Source organism: Halomonas garicola (assembly GCF_031935715.1).
Lineage (GTDB): Bacteria > Pseudomonadota > Gammaproteobacteria > Pseudomonadales > Halomonadaceae > Vreelandella > Vreelandella garicola.
In genome coordinates, this window is sequence record NZ_JASSZF010000066.1 from 1 (window position 1) to 1,846 (window position 1,846).

2 protein-coding genes and 1 pseudogene are annotated in these 1,846 nt (G+C 54.1%); 1 reads left to right on the top strand and 2 read right to left on the bottom strand.

Translation table 11 applies throughout. The features are described from left to right. Window positions 1-103 (top strand): annotated as a pseudogene (locus RS027_RS13435) (IS5/IS1182 family transposase); the annotation flags it as partial. Window positions 104-350: 247 nt separating this feature from the next. Here RS027_RS13435 and RS027_RS13440 read toward each other — a convergent pair. Continuing rightward, window positions 351-1,127, bottom strand: coding sequence for a Hint domain-containing protein (locus RS027_RS13440; protein WP_311957750.1), 777 nt, complete (start codon window positions 1,125-1,127; stop codon window positions 351-353). Window positions 1,128-1,139: 12 nt separating this feature from the next. Continuing rightward, on the bottom strand, window positions 1,140-1,846 hold a 707-nt coding region (locus RS027_RS13445; RefSeq protein ID WP_311957752.1), incomplete at its 5' end, for an IS630 family transposase.

Below are 1,846 nucleotides of genomic sequence, written 5' to 3' on the forward strand. Positions count from 1 at the left end.
ATTGAAACCGTATCGCGCCATTGCGACGCGCTACGATAAGCTCAAACGAAATTACGAAAGCATGGTGGCCTTGGCATGCGGCTTTTTATGGCTACCAATGTGAAACGTCAACAGGCCCTAGGCTTATAGTCTGCCATAATCATGCACCTTTTGCTTATAGTCAGCTAAATTAGTTTTTTGATCGTACTACAAGATATCAGCAAATAACCCGAATGCCCAGCGTAGCAGGCTGGGAGCGACCCGGCCGGCCAACGAAAAACGCCCCGCCGGTGAGTTACCGGCGAGGCGTTTATTATCTCACTCAAGGCTCGAGGCGGATTAGCCCCGGGCCTTGTGATGGTACGGCAAGCTTAGGCGATCTTCGCGGTAATGCTCGTTTCCTGGATGCCCAGATTCGCGCGCACGGCGAGGGGCAGCAGGCGGCGCGAAGAGATGCGGTGGTGGGGCATCTCTACCACGGTCCTTTCGATGCCGTAGAGCTCGACATACTCGCCATGGTTGTCAAACGCCTGACGATCCACATAGTCGATATAGGTCTCGGCTTCGGCGCCGTTGGCCAGGATCACTTCGTGACCTTCCGTTTCGATGTGGTAATAGCTCGAAGATTCGGCCAGTTCGCTCAGCGGCACGTAGTCAATGGTATCGTTATTCACCAGTACCGAGGCGTTGATCACCAGGCCGTCAATGACGATCCCGTGGCTGGACGTGACGGTAAGATCGCAGTTCGGCACGCCTGCAGCCAGGGCATCCTTCTGAATACGCACCGGCCGGGTCGTATCGGCGAGCAGGTTGGCGAGCGCACCATTGTGGACGGTCTGCCTGCCGATCCACTTGACCTTAACCGAGGCGCCGCTGGCGGTCAGAATCTCATCGCCGATGGACAGATCCTCAACGGCGACCTCTCCTTGCGGCGTGGCAATCAGGGTGCCGGCTGCGAAACAGATCAAATCCTGTACACACTGCATTTCCGTTTTGACATCGGCATCATCCAAAACGTCTCCATGACCATTGTCCTGGAGATCCTGTTTAATTTGGTCTAGCTTCTCTCCTGTTACTGCATTGATGTCTTCAAGATTCGCCTCGTTGCCACCGGCATCCTTTTGGGCATCCTTGACCTCTTTACACATTTCTGTAAGTGCTTACGCATAATTAATCGTGTGTTCCGTCCCGTAACCTTTGAGCAGTCGATGGACTTCATCGCAGAGCCGATCAAATGATAGATAGGCACTGAGGGGCAGCCAGTGGTATTTGACCTGCCGCCAAAGGATCTCGATTAAGTTCAGCTCTGGCGAGTAAGCGGATAGGTAAACCAGATGCACGCGATGCGACATCCATTCCAGAATCTTGCGCTTAAACGCTTTGGAGCGATGCATACTGGCATTGTCCAGCACGACGATGGCGAAGGCCTCGGGGTCTTTCTGAGCCACAAATTGATCAAACGCCTCGATGACGGTCTCCGTGGTGACCGACTTGGTGGTCGTATGGTAGACCAGCTTCCCTTTTCGGCTCACAAAGCCCAGCACGTTCAGCCTATGGCTATGTGAGTACGCCGTCACTTCCCATGGCTTGCCGACGGAGCTCCATGCATAAGGTATCGATGACGACTGGGAAAAGCCGGATTCATCGAAGTAGTAAAGCTCGTGTTCGCCTCGATCCTCTTGCTCTTGGAGCACTTTCAGAAGGCCCTGGGTATTGCGAAAATCCGTCTCATCGCGTCGGCCCTTTAGGGTCTGTTGACGTTTCATGGCAGGGGTATTGGCAGGATAGGGGCAAGCTCGCAGAATAAAGGTTCCTACGCCAACAAACTGCAAGCCTGCCATGCCCCGACAAATGCTCACGGATGAAC